The following is a 22684-nucleotide window of genomic DNA, read 5'->3' on the forward strand; positions in this document are numbered from 1 at the left end:
TATATTACTGACATCGCGCATGCACTCTTATCTTTCCAGCACCATTTTCGGCATCGCTTTTATTATGACACTCAGCAGCGCGCAGGCTTCAGCAAACGGGTTTACCGAGTTCAACCACCCCATCAGATTTGTAGATCAACAACGTATCGTCTACGCGGCTATCGCCGCTAACGAAAGCGAACGCGAGCACGGACTGATGTTTCGGCAGACACTAGCCGAGGACCAGGGCATGCTGTTTGTCTATCCGGATCAGACCCATCGCGCGATATGGATGAAAAATACCCTACTGGCTTTGGATGTAGTGTTTTTAGCGGGAGGCGGCCAAATTGTAGGGCTGTTAAAAGATTTACAGCCCTGTACCAAAGACCCGTGCCGAATTTATGATTCAAAAGTCCCGGCCAGATACATACTGGAACTACCAGCCGGCTTTATCGACAAACACGCAATTCAGGTCGGGCAAACAGTAGCACTACCCTAGGCTCAAGCCGGTCCGTTTGCGTCGTCCGGATCACCCTCGTACGGTGTTGCGTATTTGCACTCTTTCTGCGGACAGACTTTTTCGGTGCCACGACGCTTGGTGGTTTTCAAGGTCAAAATCGGCCAATTACAATCTGGGCAACTTTCCTTGATCGGCGCGTCCCACAAGGCATAATCGCATTTTGGATATTCCGAGCAAGAATAAAAAATCTTCCCGCTGCGCGCCTTGCGTTTTAGGATCGCCCCATTCTTGCACTGCGGACATTCAACCCCTGTATCTGAAGGCTTTTCCAAGGGCTCGATGTGTTTGCATTTAGGATACCCACTACAACCGACAAACTTGCCATACTTGCCAGTCTTTATAACCAGCGTCGACTCGCATTTCGGACACACCCGACCTTCCACCACTTCCGGTTCCGCAGACGTAGCGCCGGCATTGTCATCCCCCAAATTTCGTGTATACGAACACGTCGGATAATTGGTACATCCAATAAAACGGCCATTCCGCCCCAAACGAATCGACAGCGGACTGCTGCACTCCGGACATTTTTCGTCGATACTTTCCTGAGTCACATCCTTGCGCTGTACACTTTCTTCTTTCTCGTTGATCAACTGAGTAAACGGCCGCCAGAAGTCGTTCATCAATGGGATCCAATCCTTCTCGCCGCGCGACACGGCATCCAGATCGTCTTCGAGATTAGCGGTAAAACTGTAATCGACGTATTTTGTGAAATGCTCGGTCAAGAACTTGTTAACAATTCGCCCCACGTCGGTCGGATAAAACCGCTTGTTGTCGATTGTCACATATTCTCGGTTTTGCAAGGTCGAGATTATCGTCGCATAAGTGGACGGCCGGCCGATGCCATGTTCTTCCAAGGCTTTTACCAGGCTCGCCTCGCTGTAACGCGGAGGTGGCTCGGTGAAGTGCTGGGTAGCTGCAATTTCATTCAATACAACAGGCCGTCCTTCTTCCATCGGCGGCAACAGGCTATCCTGATCGTCGGCTGCCTCCTTGCTGTCGTCCACACCTTCCAGATACACCTTCATGAAACCGGGATTGGTCACCGTAGAACCGGTAGCGCGAAATACGTTTTTATCGCTGCCGCAATTCAGATCGACAGCCACCTGATTCAAAGTGGCATGAATCATCTGGCAAGCAACGGTACGTTTCCAGATCAGGTCGTAAAGCTTGAATTGCTCCGCGCTGAGCCGGTCTTTCACCTGTTCGGGCAAGCGCTGCACGGACGTTGGCCGAATCGCCTCATGAGCTTCCTGAGCGTTTTTAGATTTGGTTTTGAATCGGCGCGGCTCTTTCGGCACATCATCGGCGCCATATTTTTCCGCGATCAGCGCCCGAATATCGGCAAGCGCCTCTTCGGCCAGATTGACCGAGTCGGTACGCATATACGAAATCAAGCCGACGGTTTCGCCACCCAAATCAATACCCTCGTAAAGCTGTTGCGCCACCATCATGGTCCGTTTGGTGGTAAAACCCAGCTTGCGAGCTGCTTCCTGTTGCAAAGTCGAAGTGATAAAAGGCGGCGCCGGATTTTTACTACGCTGTTTCTTTTCCAGCTTGGCGACAATCAACTGACCGTCGGCGGCATCCAATAATTTTTGCCTGACTTCAGTCGCTTGCGCTTCGTCGGTAAAACTGAATTGACTCAGCTTTTCACCGTTGAAATGCGTTAATTTGGCTTTAAACGGCAAGCCTTGCGCGCTGGCTTCTGCGGTATGCGACCAGTATTCACGGGTCTTGAACGCCTCGATTTCCATTTCGCGCTCGACGATCATTCGCAACGCCGGGCTTTGCACGCGACCAGCGGATAAGCCGCGGCGGATTTTTTTCCACAGCAACGGCGATAAATTAAAACCGACTAAATAGTCTAAAGCTCGCCGCGCCTGTTGCGCATTGACCAGATTATTGGATAACTCGGTGGGGTGAGCGATAGCCTCGGTGACGGCCTTTTTGGTGATTTCATGAAACACCACCCGCCGCACTTCCTTGTCTTTTAGCAGTTTTTTTTCCTTGAGATGCTCGAACACATGCCAGGAAATCGCCTCGCCTTCGCGATCAGGGTCAGTCGCTAGATACAGTGTATCGGCATTTTTTATCGCTTTGCCTATCTCTTGCAAATGGCGTTGGTTGCGATCAATCACCTGGTATTTCATCGCAAAACCGTTTTCCGGATCGACCGCGCCCTCTTTGGGAATCAAGTCGCGGACGTGACCGTAAGAGGCCAGCACCTGGAAGTCCTTACCCAGATACTTTTCGATGGTTTTACATTTTGCCGGTGACTCTACAATGACTAAACTTTTGCTCATGCTATCCGTGGAAGGATCAATGTAAAGAAGTAGGTATCAAATCGTAAACTATGTCTTCCATTCGGGAAAAAGCGGCACTATCGCCGGGTTGACTTAATAACACCATCAATACAATCCATTTCAATTTATCCAGCGTAATATTTTCGTCTTTCAAGGCCATTGCCCGATCAATCGCTATCTCGCGATTAATCGGTGTCAAGATGCCGCTGTGCTCAAGATACATCAAGAAATTCCGGCATTCCATGTCGAACACGGAGATTTCCTGACCGCTAAAAATGCGGAACGAAGAGGAAACCGCCGGTGTGATGCTCTCAATTTCAGCTAAAGATTCCAGCCAATCGAACGCCTTGTTGACATCAGGCTGCTGAAAACCCGCATCCAGCAACTCGCTGGCAATCACGGCAGTATCCGGATAGTTATCGCTGTCGCCATCCAGATAATTCTCAAACAGATAAATGAGCACATCGAAAATATCTTCTTTCATTAGAACCTTTATTTGACTCTGAGGTAGCCACCACCGGCAAGTGCGGCAATGTAGCCTTGTAACTCCAGCACCAACAGCGTCGAGGAAACTTCTTCCGCCGACCAAGCGCTTTCTTGGACCAGAGCATCGACCGTTGTGGGACTGTACGGAATCAATTTCAATAGATTTTGCTGCTCCAGGTCAAGCGAAGTCTGCGCTAATTCCGACTCGGATCGCATATACCTTTGATTATAATGACCTAATTCCTCAAAAATATCTTGCGCGGTTTCAACTAATTTGGCGCCCTGGCGAATTAACGCATTACAACCGCGCGCCAAAGGGTTGTGGATCGAACCGGGAATCGCAAAAACCTCACGATTCTGCTCAAGCGCCAAGCGCGCGGTGATCAACGAACCGCTTTGCTGGGCGGCCTCGACCACCAACAATCCGACACACAAACCGCTGATGATGCGGTTTCGCCTGGGAAAGTGATTGGCTTTGGCACCAGTACCGGGTGGAAACTCGGAGACCAGCGCACCATGCTCAACTATTTGGGTAGCCAATTGCTTATGGCAAGCCGGATAAACGCGATCCAAACCGGTGCCGGCCACGGCTATGGTTTGCCCGTTTACGTTTAAAGCACCTTGGTGACTCGCGGCATCAATGCCCAAGGCCAAGCCACTGGTTACGACAAACCCAGCTGCAGCCAATGTCTCTGCAAATTGAATTGCCGTGCTGACGCCGACGGGAGAAGGGTTACGGCTACCAACTATTGCCAACTGCGGCTCTAGCAACAATGCAGGATTGCCTTTAACAAATAAAACCGGGGGAGGATTTGCAATTTCTCTCAGTTGCGCCGGATAGTCGGCATCGTCCAAGGTCAACGCATAATTTCCGGCTTGCTCCAGCCAACCAATATCGTCTTCGACCTTTTGCCAATCCGGTTTTTGCAGCGCATTGATGAGCTTTTCGCTGAAACCCAAGCCAGTTAAAGTGGTTCGCGACGCCGAGAATATCTGTTCTGGCTCAAAATGTGCCAGCAAGCGCTGAATGGCCTGACTGCCGACGCCGGGACTACGCAGCATCGCCAGCCAGTACTTGATTTGCGGATTGAGCGCGGCTTCCAAAACAGGTTAAAGAACAAACCGGAGCGGCTTAAACCAACCCGATTGAATATCGTTAGCTCGGGCATCCATTAGGGTGTCTGCACTCTATCCAGCGTGTGCATCGCAGCGGTTGCCTGCATCACTAAAGCATAGCTAACCCGTTCGAACGGCCGAAATACCATCAACACGCCAGCCAGTTCATCCGGCATTTTCACCGCCACAGCTTCCTGGGATTGATACCTATCCACAACGACATGCCCTTTGCGATACACATCCAAGGTATGCCCCACTTCCAAACCGTCGGCAGTACCTTTATCGATAACCACTACATCGCGCTGACCGATCTGCGACACACCACCCTTCACCTGAATGATGCTGCCCACCACCTGATGTTTAGGCGGTCTTGGAAAATAATTTAAGGCTAACTCACCCTCAGAAGTAGGCATCAAGCGGTCGCCGCGTTGAATTTCCATATCGGATTTATTAATCAGCAAGGTGGCCGGATCACCCGGTTCCTGTAGCGTGGTATCAGCGATATATTGCGCTTCGTAGCCCAAAATTTCCTTGGTAACCGGACTGACATAGGCCTTGCCTGCCCGGTAAATGGTATACCCCAAGCCTGGCGGGTTTTCGATGGCCCGAACGTAAACACCGTCTCCTGCCCCGGCGATCAAATGTTCACCGACAAAGCCGATGACATAAGGCGCCTGCTGCAACTCCTCCGCTGTGACGACTTTCGGCGAATTCAAGAATTGCACGATGGCATCGCTGGGAATCATTTTAATGGCTTGATCAATATCTGACTCGCGCACGCGCGGCAACAGTTTTTCGTCATTACCATCCGGTGAGAAGCTCAAGCGCGGCACACCGTTCACGTAGGAAAAATATAAGGTGTCGCCCGGGTAGATCCAATGCGGATCCTTGATTTGCGGATTGTTATGCCATAGCTGCGGCCATTCCCAGGGGTGCTGTAAAAACTTCCCGGAAATGTCCCACAAGGTATCACCTTTAACAACCGTGTACTGATCGGGATGATTGGGGTTTATTTTCAGCTCGTCGGCCCAAGCCACTGCGGCAAAAACCAGTGGTATCAATATTCCCAGTATCGCGCGAAAAAACATAATTTATCCTGCCAGAGCTTATAAAACCGTTCAAAATCCGCCGGACGAAGCGTCCAAAGGCAAAATCGGCAAGCGCCGCTGCTTTGCATGCCGCCCAGTCCAATTTGAAACAAATGCGTAAAAAATCAACCATCGATTTGCCGCACAGTTTAGATTAATTCGGGCATTATGCCAGCACGAGCCGTTCCAGACTAAACACGGCCCTATTTAGTCTTCACATTCAAACCCAAGGCAATTTCGGATAAAATCCCGCTATTACAGTTCGCAAGTGGAGTGATGGGTGAGTATTCTTAAAATTCTGGAGTTTCCCGATAAACGGTTGCGCAACGTCGCGGCCGAGGTAGACACAGTCGATGACAGCATCAAAACCTTGGTCGATAACATGATCGAAACCATGTACGCCGCCAAGGGCGTGGGCTTGGCGGCTACCCAGGTAAATGTGCATAAGCGCGTGATCGTGATGGATGTCAGCGAGAACAAGGACGAACCGATCTGCCTGATCAATCCGCAAATCATAGAGCGCGACGGCGTCGAAGAGTCCGAAGAAGGCTGCCTGTCCGTACCGGGCTTTTTCGAAAAAGTCAGCCGCGCCGAACATATCAAAGTCAAGGCGTTAAACCGCGACGGCGAAAGCTTTGAACTGGAAGCGCGCGACTTGTTGGCTGTCTGCATTCAGCATGAAATGGATCATCTGGAAGGCAAGTTATTCGTTGATTATCTCTCGGCTTTCAAGCGCAACCGTATCAAAGCTAAGTTGGATAAAATTCACAAGTCGCAAGGCTAATCAGGACATTTCATGAAAATCGTGTTCGCCGGTACGCCGGATTTTGCGGTTCCTACCCTACAAGCCTTGCTGGATTCGCCGCATCAAGTCTGCGCGGTTTATACTCAGCCCGACCGCCCCGCCGGACGCGGCCGCAAGCTGACCGCCAGCCCGGTCAAAGCCCTGGCCGTAGCCGCCAACATTCCGGTGTATCAGCCGGAAAACTTCAAAAGCCCAGAATCTATCGCCCAATTAGCGGCACTGGATGCCGATTTAATGGTCGTCGTCGCTTACGGCTTGATTCTGCCGCAAGCGGTTTTGGACATACCTCAACAAGGCTGTATCAATGTGCACGGTTCGCTGCTGCCGCGCTGGCGCGGCGCGGCACCGATTCACCGAGCCGTCATGGCGGGCGACGCTAAAACCGGCATCACCATCATGAAAGTCGTAAAAAAACTCGATGCCGGCGACATGCTATACAAAGCCGAATGCCCGATCAGCGCCGACGCCACATCCAGCAGCCTGCACGATCAATTGGCGCAAATGGGCGCCGAAGGGCTGGTTAAAGTGGTCGACCAGATAGCCAATGACTCGTTGCAAGCCGAACCGCAAGACGAAGCGCTGGTTACTTACGCCCACAAATTGGAAAAACAGGAATCCAACTTGGATTGGCAAAACTCTGCTGTAGAACTGGATCGTAAAGTCCGCGGCCTGAATGCCTGGCCGGTGGCGCAAACCCTGTATCAAGGCCAAGTATTGCGGGTCTGGCGCAGCCAGGTGCTTGATCGACCCGCAGAACAAGCACCCGGCACCATCAGTTGCGCGGAACATGCACTGGATGTCGCCACCGGCGACGGTGTGCTGCGCCTGCTGGAAGTGCAACTCCCCGGTGGCAAACGCATATCCGGCAAAGACTTTATGAATGCCCACCCCTCTGACCGCGTTATGCTTGGCCTATGAATCTGCGCGGCTGCTCGGCACAGATACTCGCCCACGTTCTCAACGACGGCCAATCACTGACCGCCGCGCTGGAACACGGCCTGCCCAAAATCAAGGATGTCAAAGACCGAGCTTTCGTCCAAGCCTTGTGCTACGGCGTCATCCGCCATTACTACGCACTAGATTTTATGCTGGGCCGCTTGCTCAGCAAGCCGCTCAAACAAAAAGACGGCGACATTAAAGCATTGCTGCTAATCGGCCTGTATCAACTGCAACACATGCGGGTTAAATCGCACGCCGCCGTGTCGGAAACGGTCGCCGCCACCAGCCATAAACCTTGGGCCAAGTCTTTGGTTAACGCAATACTCCGACAATATTTACGCGAGGCCGAAACCTTGCAGCAAGCCTGCGCCGCGGACACCCAAGCCCACTACAACCATCCGAACTGGATAGTGGATGTGCTGAAGCACGACTGGCCGGAACATTACGAAAAAATCCTCCACGCCAACGACCAGGCACCGCCGATGGCTTTGCGTGTCAACCTGTTGCAAGGCAACCGAGCCGCTTATCTGGACGAACTTGCCGCGCAAGGCATCGCCGCCCAACCGGTAGACTGCTGCGAGACGGCGATAAGACTAGACCAAGCCTTGGCCGTCGAGCAATTGCCCGCCTTTAGTCAAGGCCGAGTTTCAGTACAGGATTCTGCCGCCCAACTGGCCGCAGAACTGCTTGATGCGCAACCCGGCCAACAGGTGCTGGATCTATGCGCCGCGCCGGGCGGCAAGACGGCGGCGATTCTGGAGCACCAACCCGCTTTGGGCGGCCTGTTGGCGGTCGATGTCGATCAACAACGCCTGCAGCGCGTGACCGATAATTTACAGCGCTTAAACTTACAAGCCGAAACCTTAGCCGCCGATGCCAGTCAATCCGGATCATGGGCTGGCGACCGCCAATTCGACCGGATACTGCTGGACGCGCCCTGCTCCGGCTTCGGCGTGATCCGCCGGCATCCGGACATCAAATTACTGCGCCGCGCCGACGATATTGCCGCCCTGCAAGCGCTGCAAACCAAGATTCTTGATAACGCCTGGCAATTACTGAAGCCCGGCGGCATCTTGCTGTATGCCACCTGTTCGGTCCTAAAACAGGAAAACGAAGAGCAAATCGCCGCTTTCCTGGCTCGGCATAGCAATGCCAGCGAAATTCATATCGAGGCGCACTGGGGCATGTCCCGTCCGCACGGCCGGCAAATCATCACCGGTGACCGGCAAATGGACGGCTTTTATTATGCCAAGCTTTACAAAGCCCCTTAGTTACGCGGCATTGATGCTCTGCCTGCACATTGCGCCAGGCATGGCTGAAGCCGGAGAATATGCCGCGCGCATCGAATATGCCGATTTGGATCGTGTCGATGACGGTTATGACGTGCAGGCTCATATCGATTACCAGCTCAGTCCGACTGCCAAAGAAGCGCTGCACAAAGGTGTGCGGTTAACCTGGGACGTCGCGATAGAACTGCGCCAACCCGGGGTGCTGTGGGATACGATAATCCATAAACACAAACTGACTTACAGCCTGCAATTCCATGCCTTGCTGAATCAATATGTGGTGCAAACCCCGTTCGACCGCAGCGAAATGTTTTTAACCTTGAGCGCGGCCATGAATTTCATGGCGGCCGTGCATGACAGCATGCCAATTCCCGCCGAACAAGTGACAGCCGGCACGCCTTACCTGCTGGCGGTAAAAACTCAATTCAACCGCGAGCAGTTGCCAATACCGCTGCGTCCGGTCGCCTATCTGGACAACCAGTGGTTTCTTTCTAGCGCCTGGCACACATGGCCCATTCAAAAATAAAATTACCGGCCAGCGCCACGATTATCCTGCTGTTCGGCTTCGTATTGCTGTCGCTGCAATTGATGAGCAGCGCCACCCAAGAATCATCGGAACTCGGCGAAATGTATTCCTGGCTGTTGGTCATCAACACGCTGGGATCGGTGATTTTGCTGGGCTTGGTGGCGTTCAACACCTATTCGCTGGTGCGGGAATTAAAGAAAAAGGAGGCCGGCTCTCGGCTGACCACGCGCATGGTGTCCTTGTTCGTGTTGCTGGCTTTGGCGCCGGCGGCCATCGTGTTTTATTTCTCAGTGCAATTTCTGCATCAAGGCATAGACAGCTGGTTTAACGTGGAAGTAGACCGGGCGATGGACGATGCACTGGAGTTGAGCCAGTCCTCGCTGAATCAACGCATGAACTGGCATATCAAGCAAACCAAGCAAATGGCCGATCAACTCCGCGACAAATCGGAGGCCCTGATCGCGATGGAAGTGGGCTCGCTGTGGGCGGATTCCGGGGCATTGGAGATTGCGGTATTTTCCAACCAAGGCCGGGTATTGGCCTCCAGCAGCGTCAACCCCAGCGATATTTTGCCGCACCTTCCCGATGAACAAATCTGGCTACAGCTGCGGCAGAATAAGGAATATTTTGCTTTCGATCCCGGCGATAATGATGAAATGCTGGTACGTATCATCGTGGCTATCGAAGCGGATCAAAGCCGATTTTTGCAAGCCTTGTTTCCGATTCCGGTGCGGGTAACCGACTTGGCCGACTCGATTGAATTTGCCTTCATCCGTTACCAGGAAATGAATTTCCTGCGCGACTCACTGAAAACCAGCTTCTCGCTAATCCTGCTGCTGGTGTTGCTGCTCAGCCTGTTGGCTGCGATTTGGGTGGCTTTTATCAGCATCCGCAACATCGTCGCGCCGGTTAAAGAGCTGGTAAAAGGCACGCAAGCGGTCGCCGACGGCGATTATCAGCAACAACTACCGGTGATGAATCAGGATGATCTGGGCTTTTTGGTGGAATCCTTCAATCAAATGACCCGGCGCATCGCCCGCTCCCGCGACGAAACCCGTGTTGCCGGTCTGGAAGTGGAAAACCAACGCGCGTATCTGGAAACCATCCTGGCCAATCTCACGGCCGGGGTCATCAGTTTTGACGCCGCCTTTTACATCCGTACCGCCAACCAGGCCGCCTACCGGATTTTACATATCCCGGTCAGTCATTTCGTCGGCGAGACTTTACCGACTTTGGCGACCCTGCACAGCGAACTGGCCGATGTACTGAATGCGATCCAAAGCCTGCTGGAAAAAGCCGACGATATTTGGGAGCAACGCATCGTGTTTCTCGGCCCCAACGGCCGTCAGGAACTGTTGTGCCGAGGTACGCCACTGTTCTCGCAGCACGGCGCCCGCACCGGCGCGGTGGTAGTGTTCGACGATGTCACCGACCTGATTCAGGCACAGAAAAACGCAGCCTGGGGCGAAGTGGCGCGGCGTCTGGCGCATGAAATCAAAAATCCGTTGACGCCGATCCAACTGTCCGCCGAGCGTTTACAGCACAAGCTCTCCAAGGAATTACAGGACGGTTCCGCCGAATTTCTGCAACGCGGCACCCGCACCATCGTCCAACAGGTGGAAGCCATGAAGCGGATGGTGGACGATTTTTCCGAATACGCCCGCCCGTCCAAGAAACAAGTGGAAAAAATCAATCTGGTTGATCTGATTCAGGAAGTCGTGGCTTTATACCTGCCCTCCGGCATTGTTTTCAGCACCAAGTTTGCAAGCGACCGGGTGCTGGTCGAAGCGGACCCGGTCAGCCTGCGCCAAGTACTGCACAACCTGATCAAAAACGCCCAAGAGGCCACCACGGCGCCCTGCCGCATCGAGATCAAAATCGCCAAAGTCAGCCGGAACAACACCGACTATGTCGAATTGGGCATCTACGACAACGGCAACGGCTTGAACGCGGAACAGCTTGAAACCATTTTCGACCCCTACGTAACCAGCAAGGCCAAAGGTACCGGCCTGGGCCTGGCTATTGTCAAAAAGATCGTGGAAGAACATGGCGGGGTGATTTGGGTGGATACGTCTTATAATGGCGGCGCGGGGTTTTTACTCCAGCTGCCGGTTTTTGAATTTGGGAACTTTAAATGAATAAGCAAGCACCGTATATTTTGGTGGTCGATGACGAGCAGGACATTCGTCAGTTGGTGTCGGAAATTCTTGAGGATGAAGGTTACGATGTCGCCATGGCGGAAAACGCCACGGAAGCTAAAGCCCTGAAAAATCAGCGCCCGCCCAATCTGATCCTGCTCGACATCTGGATGCCGGACAGCGACGGCATCACGCTGCTGCGGGAATGGGTCAGCGAAGATGACGCACTATGTCCGGTGGTTATGATGTCCGGACATGCCTCAGTGGAATCAGCCGTGGAAGCGACTCGGCTTGGCGCCTACGACTTTTTGGAAAAGCCATTATCGCTGGCTAAGTTGCTGCTGATCGTCGAACGCGCACTGGAGACCAGCTCTTTGCAGCGCGAAAACGCCGGCTTGAAACAACAGCTGATGATAGGCGTGGACCCGGTCGGCAAAAGCGCGGTGGTGGAACGTACCAAGGATAAGTTAAAGCGCCTGGCTCAGCACGACGCCAGAGTGTTATTCGTCGGCGAAGCCGGGGTCGGTAAGGAAATGTTCGCCCGCTATTTGCACAACAATAGTTCGCGGCGCGACGGCTCGTTTGTTGATGTGTCGGTCGGCAGTATCTCCCCGGAAAACTCGGCGGTGGAGTTTTTCGGCCGCGAAGACAACGGCCGAGTATATCGCGGCCTGTTGGAACAAGCTCATCGCGGCACGCTATTTCTGGGTGAAATCGGCGGCATGGACCCGGAAACTCAAACTCGCTTGCTCAGTGCGCTGGAATCCAGCTCGTTCCTGCGGGTTGGCGGCAGCCAAGCGGTGCGTGTTGACGTACGAGTCGTCGCTTCCACCCGCATGTCTTTGGAAGAAGAAGTCAACAGCGGCCGCTTCCGTCAGGATCTTTACTATTTGCTGAACGTCGTGACACTGGAGATTCCGCCGCTACGCGAACACAGTGAAGACGTACCCAGCCTGTTGAATTTTTATGTCGATCATTTCGTCACCCAGGAAAAGCTGCCGTTCCGGCGTTTCTCGATGGCCGCGCAAAATTATTTGCGTAATTACAGCTGGCCGGGTAATGTACGCGAACTGCGTAATCTGGTACAGCGGCTGATGATACTCGGTGCCGGCGACGACATTGAGCTTGACGAAGTCAAAACCGCGCTGGGTTCGATCGCCGAACAACCCAAACTAGGCTTGAATGTACCGGAGTTTTTTAATTTGCCGCTGAAGGAAGCCCGCGACCATTTCGAAAAATCCTACCTGGAATATCATTTCGAAAAAACCGGCGGCAGCGTCGCCAAACTGGCATCGGCTATCGGCATGGAGCGCACGCACTTATACCGAAAATTGCACTCCCTGAAAATTAAGCTTTAATTGGACTTGAAGTTAACGCCCCTATTAAGTACAATTCACGGTTTTTATAGCCTCAACAGACTAAAAAGCAAAGATGAAAACATTTAGTGCAAAGCCCGCAGAAGTTAAGCGCGATTGGTACGTGATTGATGCAGAAGGAAAGACATTAGGTCGCCTTGCTACTGAAATTGCACGACGTCTTCGCGGAAAACACAAACCCGAATTCACACCACACGTTGACACCGGCGATTACATTATCGTCATCAACGCCGAAAAAATCGGCGTGACCGGCAACAAAGAAAAAGACAAAATGTATTACCGCCATACCGGTTATGTCGGCAACATGAAGTCAGCTTCTTTGGGCAAGTTAAGACAAACTTTCCCGGACCGGATCATCACCACCGCCGTACAAGGCATGCTGCCCAAAAATCCATTGGGCCGCGCCATGTTCAAAAAATTGAAAGTTTACGCAGGTTCTGAGCATAATCATCAATCTCAGCAACCTAAAGTTTTAGAATTCTAAGCAGGTAGATAGTTTATGGCAGCTCAATACTACGGAACAGGTCGTCGCAAAAGCGCAATCGCTCGCGTCTACGCCACAGTCGGTTCAGGAAAATTCACCATCAACAAACTCCCTGTTGAACAATATTTCGGCCGCAAAACCGACGAAATGATTGCCAGACAACCTTTGGAGTTGTTGGGTAAAACCGGTGATTTCGACATCAACATCGTCGTTACCGGCGGCGGCCCTTCAGGCCAAGCTGGCGCCATTCGCCACGGTCTGACCCGTGCATTGATGGTTTTCGACGAAGCCTTGAGACCACCATTGAGAAAAGCCGGTTACGTAACTCGCGATGCTCGTGAAGTTGAACGTAAAAAAGTCGGCTTGCACAAAGCCAGAAAACGTCCTCAATACTCAAAACGTTAAACGTTTCTTATTGGGAACAAAGAAAAGCCGCTACTCAGCGGCTTTTTTTATACCTATTGCAACCGTAAAACTAATTGACCCTGTGCCCAGCAAGCGTAGCTCTGATCTTTCCAGCCAAGGTATCGATAGCGTGCTGAGTGACTTTCTGATGACTACCCTTCAACTCGATGTCATAACGCGCTACCGCCGCTCGCTTATTAACGTCGATCAAATATACCCACAGATACGAGAACAAAAAGCTCGGTTTGCTATGTTGACCAACCAGCACCCAATCCGCACCCCGCTGCTGCCCCAAGTCTGCTGCCAAATCGTGAAAGCGAAACAAGTAGCCAAAGCCGCTGTTGGCGGTTTTCTGACTTTCCGCATCGACAGCTACGATTTGATAAGCACCCGACCGGCTTAAGGCTGCCATCAACAAAGGCGCCATACTGGAAGTGCGGCTAATTTCCGTCGACGTGTTCGGCAGCGACGTTATGTCGTTCAATTCAAAATCCAAAACCGCTATCCGCGGCGCGGCGTTGACCTCTGCGGCTGACATACCCACAACCAACGACACGCATTTAATCAAGCTGACAATATTCATAATACCTCCGAACCCAGATAACGACTCACCGGAAACCATCGCTCCAAACCCCCAATACCGGCCATCGCAGACCATACCGCTTCGCGCGGTATAGCCATAATATTTCTGACAGTCACTGTTTTAAGCATGTTGAGCCTCCCAATTAAGCCGATTTAGAGGATCTCAGCTTAAGTAAGCAACTGCCGCCCGTAAGCCGACATTCACCCGGCAAACTCGGGCAAATTGCCCGCATCTCGCTATCAAGCTATTCAGCACCCACTCAACTACCTAAAATGCCTTTTCAGCAACATCCACCGACTATCAGCGCGCCACGAATCGATCATGAATCTAAAACTGTATTTGTTAACCCGCATTGCGGGGGTAGCCTTACTGTGTTTACTCGCGACGCTGACTTATGTGCTGCATCGCAGCGCTCAACAATCGGCAGCGCAAGCACAAAACACCTTAGCCGCGCTGGGCAAACAACTGGAGTTACAGTTATTCAAAGCCAGCGCGGGCGAAAACCCGGCCAACCCCTTCCCGGATTTTGACTTATGGAAACAGACCGCTAGCGAACCGGGCATTTGTGCCAGCTATCTGGCTAATGACGGCGAAACGATGCGGAACTACTGCAAAGGCATCGACTTGTCCACCCATCACTATCCTGAGTATTTTTCCGAACTATATCGACGAATTTTTGGACCGAACTTCGACTGGCAGCGGCCGATAACTTACAACGGCCAGGCTTACGGCGTATTAACTGTTTCGGTTAGCGCAGAGTTGTCAATAACCCGCGCTTGGGACGACGTCCGAGATTTACTGGCGTTGTCGGCGGTAACGATCACAGCGGTTTGCTTGCTGGTTTACTTGGCCATCAGCCGGGCCTTACTTCCCGCTCAGACTATTGTGGCGGGATTAAACCGGCTCAGTACAGGCGATTTGGCGTTCCGACTACCCGCGTTCGACTTAGTGGAATGGCGGCACACCGCCACGGCAATCAACCAACTCGCCGACAATCAGCAACAACTCTTAGCGGAACGGCAAAAACTGGCTGTGATGTTGATGAACTTGCAGGAAGAGGAACGCCACTGCCTGGCACGCGAACTTCACGACGAATTAGGCCAATGCTTGACTGCAATCCACGCCGTCACGACGGTCATCGCTCAAACGGCGCAGCAAAATTGTCCTGAGCTAGTCACAGAGGCCGAGCAAATATCCCGCTTTACCCAAGCCATGCAACAAAGTGTGCGGAACTTATTGACTCGCTTACGCCCGGCGGAGCTGGAAGAATTAGGCTTGGACGCCAGCCTGTGCACCCTGGTGGCAAGCTGGAACCGTCTGGGCAAGACGCACTTTAGCCTGCGCATCATCGGCGATTGCAGAACGTTGACGGAATCGCTGGCAATCAGTCTGTTTCGCATCACCCAAGAGGCCGTCAGCAATATCGCCAAACATGCCTCTGCCAGCCGAGCCGATATTACACTAACAATCAACGGCACCGAGACATCGATCACCATACAAGACAACGGCAACGCCAGCACTTTGCCGTTTGTGCCAGGCGACGGCATAGGCTTGCTGGGCATGCGCGAACGCATCCTTGCCTTAAACGGCAAATTCAATTTAAGCATAGCCAAGCCGCATGGTCTGATAATCGAAGCCCGCTTGCCAACAGCGCAGTCGGAGAGCGCCCAATGACTGAGCAAACCACTATCAGTATTTTGCTGGTAGACGATCACGCAATAGTCCGGGAGGGCTACCGCTCGCTGCTCAGCAAACAAACAGACTTAAAGGTCATTGCCGAAGCCGCGAACGGCGTAGACGCCTATTGCCTATACAAGGAATGCCAACCCGACGTGGTCGTAACCGATTTAACCATGCCCGGCTCAAGCGGCCTGGAATTGATAGGCCGCCTCAAACAACGCGACCACAAAGCCAGGATACTGGTTTTCAGTATGCATCAAAACCCCAGCTTTGCCCGCCAAGCCTGCCGTGCCGGCGCTTTGGGTTATGTCACCAAAAGCAGCACACCGGATTTGCTGTTGCAGGCGATCCGGCACGTCTATCTTGGCAAACACATTCTCAGCACCGACATCGCCCAAGCGTTGGCGTTGGAAAAACTCGGCAATGATTCGATAGCACTGAATAGTTTAACCGCCAGAGAATTCGAAATTCTGCGCCTACTGGTCGAAGCCAACACGCAAGACGAGATTGCCAATACGCTTAACATCAGCCGGAAAACCGTCGGCAACTGCCATTACCTGATCAAAAACAAACTGGGAGTGAACAGCGACATCGAGTTGACGCGGTTAGCGATCAAACTGAATGTGGTTAGCTTACTGGACTTGACCGATCCAGCTCAAGCAGGCCACTATTAACCCGGCGCTATTTATCACGGGTATTCCGTTCGCGCTGAGCTCGCCGAAGCCCAGACGGGCGCGCCCTTCGATAAACTCAGTTATCGATTAATTGATCGCATAGTGTTCACGCACCACCAGCGCCTCCGCCAATGCCAAATGCCCGGCTGCATTAAACAATATGCGCTGCTCGGTGAAAAATTCTGCAGCGGCATCAATGGTGTCCATTATCACCGCGACCACAAAACGCTCAGCGTGAGTGGATGCCACCATTTTTTCCGGTACGGCACATTCTATCCGCAAAGTCTGCGAGGTTTTATCGAACGAATGCAAACGCAAACCCTCGAAATCAGCCCTCTCCTGGCGGCTGGGTAATAGAAATATCAAGTCCAGGATCGGCGTCCGTTTTTGTATCGGCTCATCACGAAATCTTGCCAAATCAACGGCAATTTTCGTAATAGCTTTGGCGATGACACTCTCGTCAAGCGCACGGTCCGGCATCATGGATGCAATGTGTATAGTCATATCAACCTCACTAAATAGTCCGTTTTTTAGTCTACTCAGCAAATCCCGTTCCAAGTTACTAATTGACAGCAACAAAGCCGGCAAACCGCTTTTAGTGAGCAATCCGGCGCCCTGTGTGGCTCAACAAAGGCAATTATTCAGAGGGGCGCGTTAATAACAGGAAGAGATATTTGTTACAAAACCCACATAGCCGGCAAATGCAACCACATAGACGGGACAAACCACAAAGGGTTTTCGATCGCTGCAAGCCGATTGCGAGGCTTCAGTAAGCCTCAATCGGCTTGCAGCAACAACCGCCGCAAAGCATAGCACCGGGCCGGCGTAACCAATGCCGCGCAGTTGTTGCCGACTCGGTTCTGCAATACTCCAGAGCCGTCATCACCGCCAAATCCGGACTCTAATTCAGGAGCCAAACTCAAGCCACCGCCGGAACACGAAACGCTAAGGGCCGAATTAACAGCAGCAACACTCAATTCGTGAACCAGCCACGCACTGGCCGAACCATACTCGTCGGGAATAGTTCGCAACTGCCCACCCGCCTCCACTGCAAACTCGCATTGCTCCAAGCCCAAAGCAATTCCGCGACCGACTGCTTTGACAAAGGCCTCTTTCTTGGTCCATAACCGATAAAATGCGTCCGCCTGCCACTCCACCGGCAGTTCGCACCAATCTTGATACTCCCGCACGGAAAAGCAACGCTGCGCCAAATTTTCAAAATTGCGCCGCAGCTTAACCGTCTCCACATCAATTCCAATGTCAGCAAAATTAGCGATGGCTATTAACAATAAATCAGCAGTATGCGAGATATTGAATTGTAAAGGCTCATCAATCAAACCCGGCTTGCCGTAGGGGCCGGACACGAATTTTAACGTCGCCGGATCGACCGCCAAATAGCCGGCCAGCGTTTCTCTCAACATGCCGCGCGCGGCAACGTAGCGATCACGTAAGGTTGGAAGCTTGATCGCTTGCGCCTTCAACATTTCGTCGTCCGATAATCGCGACGCCAATCGCGCTAATGTGTCGGCAGATACGCTCAATCTGCCTTGCCAAACATCCACGAAATACGCACTCACCGCTACGCGCCCTCGCCGCCAGCCGTTAGCAAATCCAGCGCCGCCAGCCGTTCCGACAGAAGCGCAAAGCTGACATACTCCTGTTCCAGGCGCAGCCCACGGCCATAACGATGATCCCGCAACACGTCGTATAGCGCCGCCTCGTCCACTGTCAAATAAGCCAATTCGGCGTTAATCGGGCTAGCTTCTTCGACCCATTGCGAGCGATGCGCGATTAAAGTGGCCTCGTCCATCAGCAAGGATTGGGCTTGCGGAAAATGCTGGCGAAACTGGCTGAGGATAGCGAAGCCGTGGGTGTCGATGTCACCCCAATAGTGAATTTCCTTATCCTTCAACCATTCGGCTTGCGCCAAGGCATCGAACCCGTAGCCTCTGCCGAAGATCACCATGCTATCGGCAAACGGCGGAAACGCCAGGCCGTTGATGTCGTTTTCGGTGACGAATACCCGCTTGACCTGCAAATTCAAAGTCGCGAATTCCCCGGCGGTCACCGTCAGATCGCTCAAGCCGGCAATCCGCAGCCGGCTATCCAGTAAGCGGAAACGAATCGTCGCCGGCTTCGCCAAAAAGCCGTAGCGCAACTCGAAGCCGGCGACGCCGGTTTGCGTAGAATCGATCGCCGCGGCCGGCAACAGCAAATCCAGCCATTCGCCAAGCAACTTCTTGCGGCTTTCGATGAATTTGCTGTCGATACGGGGCAGGCTGGTTTGGCGTAGATAAATGCCTGGCCGAGGATGTTTTACGACCCAGCCAGCCACGCTCAACAATTTTTGCCATTCGTCGGCGTGCTCCAAGACACGTAACGGATATTTCAATAACCAAGGCCGCAGGGCGGCGAAATCGTCAACCAGCGATGCCGCCAATTGCCCGAAAACCGCCAATTCCTTGGCTTTTTTCAAATACGCCGCCGCGTCGTCCGGCTTGTCGAAAACCACCGCCGCCGGCAAACGGTTGCGCCCCGACAGCCGATGATTGATGTCGCGCCATTCGACGGCAAAATGCTTGGCGTCAACGGCCAACCAAGGCTCCACCCAAACCTGTACGGCGGTGAAATCGGCGGCCAGTTGCGCCGGGCTGGGTGGTTTTAACGGAATCCGCAGCGGAAACAATCCGCTGGGCGCCAAGCTTTCCGTCAGGATTTGCCCGCGCTGCCAGCGTTTGTCCAGTTCGCCGCGCAACTCGGCCGGCGAGGTCCAGGCCGGCTTGCTCATCCGCCGCGTGCCGCGCGTTCGGCACGATACTCTTCGATGCTCAAATTGCGCAGCTTGGACGCACGTCCTTCCTCGTTATGCACGAAGCCGACCGCCGCGACGTAGGGCTCGATGATGTGAATTTTCTGCAGCGGCGTGACGATCAGCAATTGCAGATTGAGCTTTTCGAACAGCCGTAAGCCGTATTGCGCCGATTCGTCGGAGCCGCGGCCGAAGGCCTCGTCGATCACCACGAAGCGGAAGGAACGCGAACGCACCGCGCCCCATTCCAAACCAAACTGATAAGCCAGACTGGCGGCCAGTATCGTGTAGGCCAGTTTTTCCTTCTGGCCGCCGGATTTACCGCCGGAGTCGGAATAATGCTCGTGTTCGCTGCCGTCTTCCCGCCAGCGCTCGCTGGCGCCGAAATTGAACCAATTGCGTACGTCGGTAACCTTGGCTGTCCAGCGCCGGTCTTGCTCGGCCTGGCCCTCGCGGCCGCGAAAACGCTCGATGATTTTTTTGACTTCCAGAAACTTGTTTTCCGAATATTGCTCGTCGTCGGAACCGGTCAGCGCGCCCTCGGTGCAGGCGCGTAACTCGCTTTGAAAGTCGCGCACGTCGGCGTCCGGCGTCGGTTGCGCTTCCAGCACGATGAAGCGGTTGGTGTTGTAGTCGATCTGAGTCAAGGACTCGTTGATCAGGGCGATGCGCTCCTTGATGGTTTCCCGCTCGCGGGCCAGTTGCGACTGGAAGTTAGCGACCTCGCGGATGGTGTTTTCGTTGAGCAATTCCTTGAAGCGAGCCTCGAAGCGCGGCAAGTCGTCGCTTTGTAAACCTTCCAGCATGGTTTGATATTCGTGGGCAGCGGCGATGCCGACGTCGACTTCCTGGGTTTCCAACGGGAAGGCCGCGCAATAGCCGCGCATCGCGTCGATGATCTTGTCGCGCAGATAATTGAGCTTTTTGGTCTCGTTTTCGATGCGGGTCTGCAGCCAGCCTCGCATGTCTTGTTCGCGGTTGTCGCAGGATTCCACCGACAAATGATATTCGCCCAAGGCTTCCGGCCGCATCGCCTCCAGTTTGGGGTAACGCTCGGCATGAGCATCACCGGCTTTGTCGAGCAGGGTTTGGGTTTGTTGCAGCAGTAATTCTGCGTCGGTTTTTTTCTGTTCAGTTTTCGAACGTCTATCCTTGTGCTCCTCCAGCTGCCGCTCGGTATCCTGCAAGGTCTCGACCAAGGTATTCAAACTCTCGGTGAGTTGCTTAAGCAGATCCGACGCCGACTCCAACTGCATCTTTTCGTCTTCCAGTCTGGCGATTTCACCGGCCAGCGGCCGCCAGTCAAGTTCGCGGAAGTCGCGGTATTCGTCCAGTTTGGACAAGGTTTTCAATTGTTCTTTGACGGCCGTTGCTGCCTTGTCCAGTTGCGCCAATTGGGCGGCCAGCTCGGCCAACTGGTTTTCCAGAACCTTGGCTTTATGTTCCAGCACGGCGATCTTGGCGGAGTTCGACCAACCCAGCACATAACGGCTGCGGTCGTCGAGGCGGTGGCGGTCATCTTTCTCGTGGCGCTCGCCGGGCGCCTTGATTTGGCCGGCGCGGGTGATGGCTTTTTGTTCGCGGCGGAACTGTTCGGGCGTCGCGCAACAGGCCACGTCGAAACGGTGGGCGATTTCCCGCTCCAGCCAGTCGTAAAATGCCGAATCCGGCTTGACCGCCAGCTTGTGAACCAAGGAATCGCGATGCAGATTCGGCAGTTCGGCGCGTTGGCCTGGGCGCACCCGAAAATACACCAGCCGGCCCTTTAGATGAGTCTGGTCCACCCATTCGGCGACTGCGGCATAATATTGCTCCGGCACCAGCAGCGACAAGCCGAAACTGCGTAATAACCGTTCCGCCGCGCCTTCCCAGTCCTTTTCCTCGTCGCGCACCTGTATCAGTTCGCCGGCGAAAGGCATCTCGTCTTCAGCCAAGCCCAGCGCCGAACACAGCATCCGCCGCAGTTGGATTTGAATATCGTCGATATTGCTGCGGCGCGCCTTCAGGCTGTCGATTTCGGCTTGCAAAGCTTGATGTTCCTTCATCCCTTGCGCGAAGGCGACGCCGGTTTCGCTGGCTAGATTCTGCAAATTCGCCTCGCGCGCCGCCGCGCTGTCCTGCAAAGCGGCAAATTGCTGTTGCTGGGCCAGAAAGGCGTCGGCGTCTTCCGGGGCCGGCAAGTCCAAGGTCCGCACCAGTTGTTCGTGACGTTTGGCCTTGTCGCGGCGGCGGCTCAGTTCGCCTTGCAGGCGCAGAATGTCTTCGGCGATGCGCTCGATGCGGTCGCCGCCATTGTCGGCGATGTTGCGGCGCAGTTCGCGTTCCTCGCTTTGCTGTTGCTGCTTGCGTTCGCTCAAGCGTTCCACTTGCGCGCCTTGTTTGCTCAACTCGTCGGCCAAACCGGCCAAACGTTTTTCCAGCAAGCCGAGCTTTAGACCGGCGAAATAAGGCCGCAGCGCCTCGCGGCAGGCGCGCAGTTCCTCGGTTTGTTCGGTCAATTGCGTGTGTTTGTCGTAGTCGCCGACCAAGGGCGTCAACAAGCCAACTTGGCGTTTGGCCTTCAGAACCGCGTCGTGGGCGCGGTTCAGGTCGTCGAAATGATTGATTAGCGCGGTGATGCGCGGCGCGACTTCTGAGGGTTCCAGCATGTGGCTACGCACGAAGTCGGTCAGATTGCCGACCGATTTCATCGATACGGTTTGATGGAACAGTTCCAGCGCCTGTTCGTTGTCGATGCCGAAGCGGCGGCGAAACCAGGCACCGTAAGGCGGAAAGCTGTCGTGCAACTCGGCGCCCAGGCCGCGCAACTTTTTACGCAATTGGCCTATGTCGCTGCCGAAATCGGCGAAGTCGGCGGCGATGCTCAAGTCGCGTTCGCAACCGGCATACAGCCGCGCCGGTTGACCCTGGCGGTCGGCGATCCAGAACACTTGCGCCAAAGTCACGGTCTGGTCGTAGCCGGCGTTGTGGAATACGCCCAATATCACCGAATAACTATTGTCGCCGCGCAAGGCCACCGGTTTGGCGCTGCCGCTGACCTCGTTGCGCTCGGATTTGTAATGGCCCAACACATAGGAACGCAGGCTGCGCTCCTTGGCATCCGCGCCGGCGGCTTTGTTGTAGGCGATACGGTGAGCCGGCACCAATAAAGTGGTCACCGCATCGACCAGCGTCGATTTGCCGGAACCGATGTCGCCGGTCAACAGCGCGTTGCGGCCATTCAAATGCAAGACCCAAACCCGGCCGTCGAAGGTTCCCCAGTTATAGACTTCCAGGCGTTGCAAACGAAAGCCGGACAAGGCGTCGTCGTCGACGAAGTCCAGGGAGAATTGCAGGTCGTTATTGATGGTCATGGCGCGGCGGAATTTTGGTCAAGACGCTGTAAAACGGAATGGACGTACTCCCTCCCTGCGCGAATGCCGCTTAGGTTAAGGAGCCTCCCCCTTTGCAAAAGGGGGATCGAGGGGGATTTATTTAGAAAATCTCC

At 53.8% G+C, this 22684-nt stretch carries 21 protein-coding genes; 11 read left to right on the forward strand and 10 right to left on the reverse strand.

The genetic code is table 11. The annotated features are described in order from the left end of the window. Nucleotides 1–19: 19 nt before the first annotated feature. Entirely contained in the window at nt 20–478 is a 459-nt protein-coding gene (locus tag QLH52_RS08035) for a DUF192 domain-containing protein (protein ID WP_319961188.1), read from the forward strand. A 2-nt stretch (nt 479–480) separates the two neighbouring features. Here the strand turns inward: QLH52_RS08035 and topA are convergent, their stop codons facing one another. From topA to QLH52_RS08055, 4 genes are all read right to left on the reverse strand, one after another. Further along, complete coding sequence (gene topA, locus QLH52_RS08040; RefSeq protein WP_319961189.1) at nt 481–2802, reverse strand: type I DNA topoisomerase; 2322 nt, start codon at nt 2800–2802, stop codon at nt 481–483. Nucleotides 2803–2818: 16 nt separating this feature from the next. Continuing rightward, nucleotides 2819–3286, reverse strand: a complete 468-nt coding sequence (locus QLH52_RS08045; protein WP_020482932.1) for a Smg family protein — start codon at nt 3284–3286, stop codon at nt 2819–2821. A gap of 8 nt (nt 3287–3294) precedes the next feature. Beyond that, a complete protein-coding gene (dprA, locus tag QLH52_RS08050; protein WP_225893038.1) occupies nt 3295–4392 on the reverse strand; it encodes a DNA-processing protein DprA in 1098 nt (365 codons plus the stop codon). Between the two features lie 68 nt (nt 4393–4460). After that, nucleotides 4461–5492, reverse strand: coding sequence for a LysM peptidoglycan-binding domain-containing protein (locus QLH52_RS08055; protein ID WP_033158877.1), 1032 nt, complete (start codon nt 5490–5492; stop codon nt 4461–4463). A gap of 280 nt (nt 5493–5772) precedes the next feature. On the opposite strand from QLH52_RS08055, the gene def reads away from it, so the two are divergent. The 8 genes from def to rpsI all read left to right on the forward strand — a co-directional run bounded on the left by def (nt 5773) and on the right by rpsI (nt 13451). Then, nucleotides 5773–6276 carry a peptide deformylase gene (gene def / locus QLH52_RS08060; RefSeq protein WP_033158876.1) on the forward strand — a complete coding sequence of 168 codons (504 nt, stop codon included), beginning with the start codon at nt 5773–5775 and terminating at the stop codon, nt 6274–6276. A gap of 12 nt (nt 6277–6288) precedes the next feature. Beyond that, a complete protein-coding gene (gene fmt, locus QLH52_RS08065) occupies nt 6289–7215 on the forward strand; it encodes a methionyl-tRNA formyltransferase (protein WP_101051810.1) in 927 nt (308 codons plus the stop codon). Beyond that, nucleotides 7212–8507 carry a 16S rRNA (cytosine(967)-C(5))-methyltransferase RsmB gene (rsmB, locus tag QLH52_RS08070; protein ID WP_101051811.1) on the forward strand — a complete coding sequence of 432 codons (1296 nt, stop codon included), beginning with the start codon at nt 7212–7214 and terminating at the stop codon, nt 8505–8507. The genes fmt and rsmB overlap by 4 nt, the downstream gene beginning before the upstream one ends. Next, nucleotides 8482–9048, forward strand: coding sequence for a DUF4390 domain-containing protein (locus QLH52_RS08075; RefSeq protein ID WP_240617952.1), 567 nt, complete (start codon nt 8482–8484; stop codon nt 9046–9048). The genes rsmB and QLH52_RS08075 overlap by 26 nt, the downstream gene beginning before the upstream one ends. Continuing rightward, nucleotides 9030–11186, forward strand: a complete 2157-nt coding sequence (locus QLH52_RS08080) for a sensor histidine kinase (RefSeq protein WP_033158872.1) — start codon at nt 9030–9032, stop codon at nt 11184–11186. The genes QLH52_RS08075 and QLH52_RS08080 overlap by 19 nt, the downstream gene beginning before the upstream one ends. Further along, a complete protein-coding gene (locus QLH52_RS08085; protein WP_033158871.1) occupies nt 11183–12544 on the forward strand; it encodes a sigma-54-dependent transcriptional regulator in 1362 nt (453 codons plus the stop codon). The genes QLH52_RS08080 and QLH52_RS08085 overlap by 4 nt, the downstream gene beginning before the upstream one ends. Nucleotides 12545–12617: 73 nt before the next feature. Continuing rightward, on the forward strand, nt 12618–13046 hold the full coding sequence (gene rplM / locus QLH52_RS08090) for a 50S ribosomal protein L13 (RefSeq protein ID WP_020482941.1): 429 nt from the start codon (nt 12618–12620) through the stop codon (nt 13044–13046). 15 nt (nt 13047–13061) lie between these two features. Then, on the forward strand, nt 13062–13451 hold the full coding sequence (gene rpsI, locus QLH52_RS08095) for a 30S ribosomal protein S9 (protein ID WP_033158870.1): 390 nt from the start codon (nt 13062–13064) through the stop codon (nt 13449–13451). A gap of 70 nt (nt 13452–13521) precedes the next feature. Here the strand turns inward: rpsI and QLH52_RS08100 are convergent, their stop codons facing one another. Further along, nucleotides 13522–14034 carry a DUF2380 domain-containing protein gene (locus QLH52_RS08100; RefSeq protein WP_033158869.1) on the reverse strand — a complete coding sequence of 171 codons (513 nt, stop codon included), beginning with the start codon at nt 14032–14034 and terminating at the stop codon, nt 13522–13524. Next, complete coding sequence (locus tag QLH52_RS08105; RefSeq protein WP_256438966.1) at nt 14031–14162, reverse strand: hypothetical protein; 132 nt, start codon at nt 14160–14162, stop codon at nt 14031–14033. The genes QLH52_RS08100 and QLH52_RS08105 overlap by 4 nt, the downstream gene beginning before the upstream one ends. A gap of 193 nt (nt 14163–14355) precedes the next feature. On the opposite strand from QLH52_RS08105, the gene QLH52_RS08110 reads away from it, so the two are divergent. After that, complete coding sequence (locus QLH52_RS08110; RefSeq protein WP_033158868.1) at nt 14356–15708, forward strand: sensor histidine kinase; 1353 nt, start codon at nt 14356–14358, stop codon at nt 15706–15708. Continuing rightward, entirely contained in the window at nt 15705–16388 is a 684-nt protein-coding gene (locus tag QLH52_RS08115) for a response regulator (RefSeq protein WP_033158867.1), read from the forward strand. The genes QLH52_RS08110 and QLH52_RS08115 overlap by 4 nt, the downstream gene beginning before the upstream one ends. Nucleotides 16389–16475: 87 nt before the next feature. Here the strand turns inward: QLH52_RS08115 and QLH52_RS08120 are convergent, their stop codons facing one another. The 4 genes from QLH52_RS08120 to QLH52_RS08135 form a co-directional block, all read right to left on the reverse strand. Further along, nucleotides 16476–16892 (reverse strand): hypothetical protein, encoded by a 417-nt coding sequence (locus QLH52_RS08120; RefSeq protein ID WP_225893035.1) that lies wholly within the window; start codon nt 16890–16892, stop codon nt 16476–16478. Nucleotides 16893–17164: 272 nt separating this feature from the next. Then, nucleotides 17165–17965: a 4'-phosphopantetheinyl transferase family protein gene (locus QLH52_RS08125; protein WP_319961190.1), complete on the reverse strand. Its 801-nt coding sequence runs from the start codon at nt 17963–17965 to the stop codon at nt 17165–17167. Between the two features lie 2 nt (nt 17966–17967). Beyond that, nucleotides 17968–19176 carry a Wadjet anti-phage system protein JetD domain-containing protein gene (locus QLH52_RS08130; RefSeq protein ID WP_319961191.1) on the reverse strand — a complete coding sequence of 403 codons (1209 nt, stop codon included), beginning with the start codon at nt 19174–19176 and terminating at the stop codon, nt 17968–17970. Beyond that, nucleotides 19173–22550 carry an ATP-binding protein gene (locus tag QLH52_RS08135; protein WP_319961192.1) on the reverse strand — a complete coding sequence of 1126 codons (3378 nt, stop codon included), beginning with the start codon at nt 22548–22550 and terminating at the stop codon, nt 19173–19175. Before QLH52_RS08135 ends, QLH52_RS08130 begins: the two co-directional genes overlap by 4 nt. Nucleotides 22551–22684: the final 134 nt, after the last annotated feature.

Origin of the sequence: Methylomonas defluvii (assembly GCF_033949435.1) — a bacterium.
Lineage (GTDB): Bacteria > Pseudomonadota > Gammaproteobacteria > Methylococcales > Methylomonadaceae > Methylomonas > Methylomonas defluvii.